Origin of the sequence: Hafnia alvei (assembly GCF_900095695.1) — a bacterium.
Taxonomy (GTDB): Bacteria; Pseudomonadota; Gammaproteobacteria; order Enterobacterales; family Enterobacteriaceae; genus Hafnia; species Hafnia alvei_B.
In genome coordinates, this window is the sequence record NZ_FMIQ01000044.1 from 1 (window position 1) to 7,378 (window position 7,378).

The 7,378-nt window shown below is 41.6% G+C and carries 3 protein-coding genes and 2 pseudogenes; all 5 read left to right on the forward strand.

What is annotated here, in order from left to right:
- The coding region (locus BN1044_RS11850; protein WP_217492952.1) for an IS1 family transposase at positions 1-77 on the forward strand (77 nt) is incomplete at its 5' end.
- 372 nt (positions 78-449) lie between these two features.
- Positions 450-1,514, forward strand: coding sequence for an FUSC family protein (locus BN1044_RS11855; protein WP_072308881.1), 1,065 nt, complete (start codon positions 450-452; stop codon positions 1,512-1,514).
- 951 nt (positions 1,515-2,465) lie between these two features.
- Positions 2,466-4,793, forward strand: a pseudogene (locus tag BN1044_RS11860) (Tn3 family transposase); the annotation flags it as partial.
- Between the two features lie 762 nt (positions 4,794-5,555).
- Entirely contained in the window at positions 5,556-6,377 is an 822-nt protein-coding gene (locus BN1044_RS11865; protein ID WP_072308883.1) for a hypothetical protein, read from the forward strand.
- A gap of 77 nt (positions 6,378-6,454) precedes the next feature.
- Positions 6,455-7,378: pseudogene (locus BN1044_RS11870) on the forward strand (hypothetical protein); the annotation flags it as partial.

The following is a 7,378-nucleotide window of genomic DNA, read 5'->3' on the forward strand; positions in this document are numbered from 1 at the left end:
CAATCTGCTTCTCACGCTCAATTGAACTACATGAAAAGGTCACCGGGACCTTCATTGAAAAACACATGTTCTACTAATTGGAATCATTACCCATAGTCGATGGGACAGCAGTCCCACCTAAATCCCTGCAGGCCTGTGCCAGGTCCTTGTCTTTAGATAATAAGGGCGTATACGCTATTTTTTTTAGCTGATCTCATTCATATTTTAGATTTTAACAATACCAATAATTAATTTTAAAATATCATTCTATTCTTAAGTCAATGATACCCCCCATTAAAAAATTCGACATTTCGGATTGGCACTCAATCACTAGCGCGGAATCCCGAAAACTTTATTACTAAATGTTTTTAAGTGTTAGATTGCAATAATAAGAAAATTAATAGTTTGTGAGTGGGTTGGTTTTTTATATAATAATTCCATATATTCTATTAATAGAAATTGGAGATTAAGTGAGCGGATGTGTTAAAATAACCAAAAGAGAGAAATTTCTTTATAAACATTTCAGATTTGTACATGCCATTCGTATTTCAATTTCATTTGTCTTAACATTTGTAATATTGCATTTTGCTAATCTACCAGATCATACATGGCCATTAATTACACTTGTTGTTGTCATGGGGCCTATCTCATTCCTAGGTAGTGCGGTGCCAAGAGCGCTAGAACGTATAGGTGGAACACTTGCTGGTGCAATGCTAGGAATTATAGCACTAAAAATCGAGATGTTTTCATTTGCATATATGTTAATTTGGTGTGCAATATGTATGTTCATTTGTGGCTATCTAACATTAGGTAAAAAACCATATTTAGCATTACTAATTGGAATTACATTATCCGTTGTATCTAGTGCTCCTGCTGGTGATGTTATGACGGCTTTTTGGCGCAGCGCTAATATAATACTTGGCGCTTTTCTTGCTATAATTTTCACTGGATTGTATCCACAGAGAGCATACGTTCACTGGCGTTTAAAACTTGGATGTATTATTAATCGACTTTCTAAACTTTATCAAACAGTCAACTCCCGAAATCTAATTGAACAGCCTTGTTTAGATAAAGAAATCCAAAAAATTGTTTTGGATATTGTGAGTTTAAGATCTTTGATTGTAGCTGCATGTAAGGAGTGCCATAGAAGTAAAGAGGAGTTTGAACTAATACAAAAAACATGCACCAATATCATATGTATTCTTGAGTCACAGGCCCATGCACACTGGGAATCAAGGAAAAGTCATTTCTTAATAATTAACTCATCAGAGTTACATGAGTCTATTTATATGACAGTAAATGCACTACAGGATATAGAGGATACATTAGAACTTGGCCAGCTATCATCTATTGATATGACTAATATAAAACTAAGTGATAGTGTAAGCAATCTCCATCAATCTTTGCTATATGATAACACTGATGTTAATAATTATGAAGCTTCAGTATATGGCTATATATGGCTAAGTTTGGAGCTAGCTAAGCAGTTTGAAGTCTTAAAGTTATCAGTAAATAATATACTTTTTAAAAAGTAGATAAGTATTTATCTTATATTTAGTCACAATAAACCCCACTAAAATCCTTGTAATTAACCATCTGATGGATTGCTTTATATAATTATGATATAAATAAGTAAAATACAACTAAGTGGTGATGATAACCTTAAATAACAATGACTCTTGTGATGCAGAGTCATTGTAAATAACCTTATTTTTTAAATCCTTATATTAGGTAGACTCACAATAATCTGATAGTAACACTCAAGTAAAATAACGCGTGTATTAGTATGATGATAGATAATTTCATATGTCATCTAATCTAATTTCACCTGGTGCATATAGACTCCAAGAGTAATGATTTATTATTAATAAGATAACACGACTCACCATTGTATTATATATTACCTTAAAAAATAAAATATCCATAAGTTCTAGATATATATAGTATTTCTACGAATACAATACGATTTAGCTATATCAACGCTCAGTGTATTTTTAACCAATACGTTCAACTTAATTATCAGAAATGTGTTTGATTATAAACCAATAGTATTTAATCATGATTCAAATTACCATACGGCATTCGTGATGTCGTAGCTCAATAAATAATTTCGTTCATGTTTTAAGTTAATACAATGCATGTAAAAGAAATAATATTTAAAAAACCATTACAAAATAATGACTTTAAATTACATTAAATAATGCGCTTAACTCATTACATAAATTATAAATAAAGACCCCCACTTTTAATAGCCCCCTCTCCTAGAAGCTTAGATATTTAATTGCTATAAGTAAAACCCTATGCAATCCTCTTCCCTCAGAGATAAAAATAACATTACCGCATCTTTACTGTATCCTGTTTTTATAAAAATAGTATTTATGTTTATAATAGCTAGAAGCATTTAATTAAATAAATGTCCTGTCGAGGTGTGAGTCGTGAAATATGGAATATGTAACTTTTAAGGCAAGATCGAGTCTTTCATAGATACAGACGCCCTGGAGCGATATACCCGACTGCGTAGCATGGAGTTTTCCCGGCTGAATTTCTCCGGTCTGCCTGCCATCCAGTTGCGGAATTTGGCCCGTTATGCCGGAATGGCTTCGGTGAAATACATTTCAAGAATGCCTGACGAACGGCGACTGGCCGTGCTTACTGCGTTTGTGAAAGCACAGGAAATTTCGGCGCTTGACGAGGCCGTGGATGTGCTGGATATGCTTATTCTGGATATCACGCGTTCTGCAAAAAATATCGGGCAGAAAAAGCGGCTCAGGACCCTGAAAGATCTTGATCGTGCCGCGCTATTACTGGCACGGGCATGCACGTTATTACTTGATGAGAACACCGATGAAGCAGCTCTGCGGCAGGCTATTTTTCGCCGCATACCAAAGGACAAACTGGCTGAATCCGTCGGCAAGGTAAATGAGCTGGCGCGCCCGCAAGATACTCATTTTCAGGATGAAATGGTGGAACAATATGGACGGGTGAAGCGCTTCCTGTCCGCGATGTTGCGTGACTTACACTTTCATGCCACCCCGGCCGGGGTGCACACGTTGTCAGCAATCCATTATCTGGCCGAACTGAGTGGCTCAAAAAAGCGAATTCTCGACGATGCACCAGAGCACATCATTTCCGGCCCCTGGAAACGTCTGGTCTACGACAGAGATGGTAGGATTCTACGAGCGGGTTACTCGCTGTGTCTTCTCGAGCGCCTTCAGGATTCTTTGCGCCGTCGTGATCTCTGGCTGGAGAACAGTGACCGGTGGGGGGACCCGCGTCAAAAATTGCTTCAGGGAGCTGAATGGCAGGCACAACGCATCCCGGTATGTCGGGCGCTGGGTCATCCATCAGACGGAACTAAAGCAGCAGAACAACTGGCTACGCGGCTTGATGACACATGGAAATCAGTGGCTTCACGTTTTGCCTGCAACGCAGCGGTCAGCATAAGCAATGAAGGTAAGCATCCCTCACTGACGATTAGCAGTCTGGATAAACTGGATGAGCCACCGGCACTGATACAATTGAATCGTTGGGTAAGAGAACTGATCCCTCCGGTTGATCTGACTGAGCTGTTGCTTGAAATAGATGCCCGAACCGGTTTTACCCGCGAATTCAGCCACGTCAGTGAATCAGGTGCTCGGGCGCAGGATCTCCAGGTCAGTCTGTGCGCAACACTGCTGGCAGAAGCCTGCAATATAGGGCATGAACCCCTGATAAAGCATAATATTCCCGCGCTTACTCGCCATCGTCTGAGCTGGGTTAAACAAAATTATCTCAGGGCAGAAACGCTGGTCAGCGCTAATGCACGGCTGGTTGATTTTCAGTCCACGCTGCCGCTCGCGGGGTACTGGGGAGGTGGTGAGGTTGCCTCCGCAGATGGTATGCGTTTTGTCACACCGGTTAAAACGGTTAATTCCGGACCAAATCGTAAATACTTTGGTTCAGGACGCGGTATCACCTGGTACAACTTCGTCTCCGATCAGTACTCCGGTTTCCATGGCATTGTCGTTCCCGGTACGCTTCGTGATTCCATCTTTGTACTGGAAGGGCTTCTGGAGCAGCAGACTGGGCTGAATCCGGTAGAAATTATGACGGACACGGCAGGATCCAGCGATATCATTTTTGGCCTGTTCTGGTTACTGGGCTACCAGTTTTCCCCTCGTCTGGCCGATGCAGGCGGGGCGATATTCTGGCGGGCAGATAAAACGGCACATTATGGTGCCCTGAATGAGCTGGCCCGGGGATGTGTTGAACTGTCAAAAATCGAATCCCAATGGGATGAAATGATGCGAATGGCGGGCTCACTGAAGCTTGGGACCATCCATGCATCAGAGCTTATTCGTTCACTGTTGAGAAGTAGCCGACCATCTGGTCTGGCTCAGGCGATTATGGAAGTGGGCCGGGTCAACAAGACGTTATATCTTCTCAACTATATCGATGATGAGGATTACCGGCGTCGGATCCTCACTCAGCTCAACCGGGGAGAAGGACGCCATGCAGTGGCTCGAGCCATTTGCTACGGACAACGTGGTGAAATTAGAAAACGCTACCGTGAAGGGCAGGAAGATCAACTCGGTGCTCTGGGTCTGGTGACCAATGCGGTTGTGCTGTGGAACACACTTTACATGCAGGAGGCGTTGTCACATCTTCGCAAATCGGGGGAAACACCTGAAGAGGAGCATCTGGCAAGATTATCGCCGCTGATACATGGCCATATAAATATGCTGGGGCATTATACGTTTTCGTTACCGGAAGATATTCTGAAGGGCGAGTTAAGACCGTTAAATTTCAATACAAACAATGAATTAACCTCTTAGCGTGGTTTTTTACATCATTGGACCTCGACCCCCGTATACGCAAAAGACAACTTCAGCATCACTGCCAGTGACAGATTTTCACCGGCGGAACACGTTGATCTATTGGTGCCTAAAAACGGGCTGCGTACCTTTTCGCAACCTCTGTTGTGAATACGACAGGGATACACTTCCCCCCTACATCATCATGGTTTTTTTCCTGAGCTTGTGGTTTTTTTGGCCTGAAAATTCGTCTGACTAGATCTTTATTTTGTAATTTTAGTTTATACGATCTATTGATCTAATGAGTTTTTAATTTTTAGCATAATATGCTTTTTGATGTTGTTTTTTTGTGCTTGCAAGGATTTATTTGTGAGAATATTCTTAATTTTAAGGCGTTTGTCGTTTTTTTAACACCCACGACATATTTGTGTTTATTTTTCATTCTATGTTCACTATATTTTAACTTATGAAACTTACATTATCTTACTCATTAATTTATAATTTTGATTCACTATGTTTGTAAGTCAAAATATCTTATTTTTTATCCAGAAAGTTTCTGGTGTTAAAGGGCTTTGTTATATGTATACATTTTTATGAATTAGATACCTATATGAAAAAGTTACCTATATGAAAAAGTTACCTCTACTGCATATTTAAAATAATTTGAATTATTTTATTCATACTATAAATTATCATGAAAGCTCAGGATGTTATTTTGTTATACTTTTTATTTATTACGTCTGCCTGTATTTTTTTATCTCTAGATAATAAAGGTTTAACCTAATGCCAAAAAAAATTATATTTTCAGTCGCTCTTATTACGACCTTTCTGTTCGGCTGTGATATGCATCAAAAAGCTGATGCAAGTACGGTAACCTCTACCTCGTTCAGTATTAATGTTTTACCTGTTATCATAAATGCAGTGGTCAACGAAATACCTGAAATAAAAAGTGAGAGGCGTGATGCCGTGCTTAATGGTATTTGTCGTGTAGCTTATGGTGAAATTAAACCAGCGGCACTCAGGGATGATATCAATCAAGCGGGGTTGACTCAAAAAATTAGTGGTAGCGCTGATGCCTTGACCAAGCTCATACAAAGTGAGGATGTAAAATCTTATCAGACAGCATGCGCTGCCTACATGATTACGTCAATTGAGGCTATCCCTGATGTGAATCAGTATGTGAGTCAGCGTAAAGATAAGAAAGGACAACCCGTTATTGAAGTTAACGAAGAGGCGGTTATCAATCTGATGCCTTTCAGGCTGGGCGTCGCAAGAGCTACAGCGGAGTTATATGGGAAACTCGCGGCGGACCTGCCAGATAAAAAGCCTCTGTCAGTAGACATATATAACCAGAAAATCCATCGTTTATTTGCACAATCTGCTGCAGCATTTTTGTATGCCGTCAGGAAATATAATCAGGAAGAGATGAATCATCATTATCAGTTGTTACTCTTACAAAAAGATAAGTTTAAATTTAAAAGTTCAACCGGATATTTAATGGATGTTGGTTTTGAAGGGGTAAGTCTATATCTATATGGTACGCCGTGGCTGGCAAATGGATATATTATGGGCGTCACGCAAAGCATTGACATGACACTCAAGTGATATTTAGTAAACACTCAGCTTGTTAATAATCATCTCTATATTATTAATTACTCTCTTATATTAAGGGTATGGTTGCTATGTCTATATCAAAGAGACTGACGAACTCCCGCCGTGCGGGAGTTGTTTCACTTTTTTCAGTGAAAAAAAATAAATTAAGCTTGTTGGTTAATGAAGTTATTTTACTTTCGCTCTGTGGTTGCGGGAACGCTTTTGCTGAAGCCACATTAAGTGATGGGTCTATTAAAGTGATTTCCATACAGGCATCTAGCGGGGTAGCTAGTTCTTCTGGACCCGGCTCGATAGCAATAGGTAGTTCCGCAACAGCAAATGCATCAGGTCAGGCAGCTCTTGCTGTGGGATATTTGGCTTCAGCCAATGGGTCAGGCGCTACCGCTATTGGGCGTGATGCTAGTGCGGCCGCAACTAATGCGTTAGCCCTCGGGAATGGCGCTTCATCGACGCTAGCGAACAGCGTTGCCCTCGGCAGTAACTCGACGGCCTCTGCTGTATCTAATACCACCGCAAATACCATTGCAAACTCATTTATCAGCGGTAAAACCCTCTCCGTAGTACAGGCTCCCACCAATGGTGTGGTGGCTATTGGTAATCGGCAGATACAGGGGGTCGCGGATGGGCAGTTATCCAGCACCTCCACAGATGCCGTGAATGGGGCACAGCTTTACCAGGTAACGTCCGGGCTAAACAGCAATATTAATGCGTTTGGTTCTAGTACGGCCAGCGCACTGGGCGGTGGGGCAGCCTACAACAGCACGACCGGTGCGTGGACCGCCCCGAGCTACACCGTGCAGGGAAGCAGCTACAGCAATGTCGGTAGCGCGCTGGGGGGAGTAGACAGCAGCTTGACGAGCCTGAGCAATAGCATAGCATCCGGCGGCACCGGCGTGGTGCAGCGCACTGCCACCAGTAACGTAGCGACGCTGACGGCCATCGGAGGCACCGCGACAACGCCGGGCACGGCGCAGAAGCTGACCAATTTGGCT

Bases quoted from the DNA above. Each gene is read 5' to 3' on its own strand.
- BN1044_RS11865 (WP_072308883.1), top strand. From the start codon at position 5,556: ATGCCAAAAAAAATTATATTTTCAGTCGCTCTTATTACGACCTTTCTG.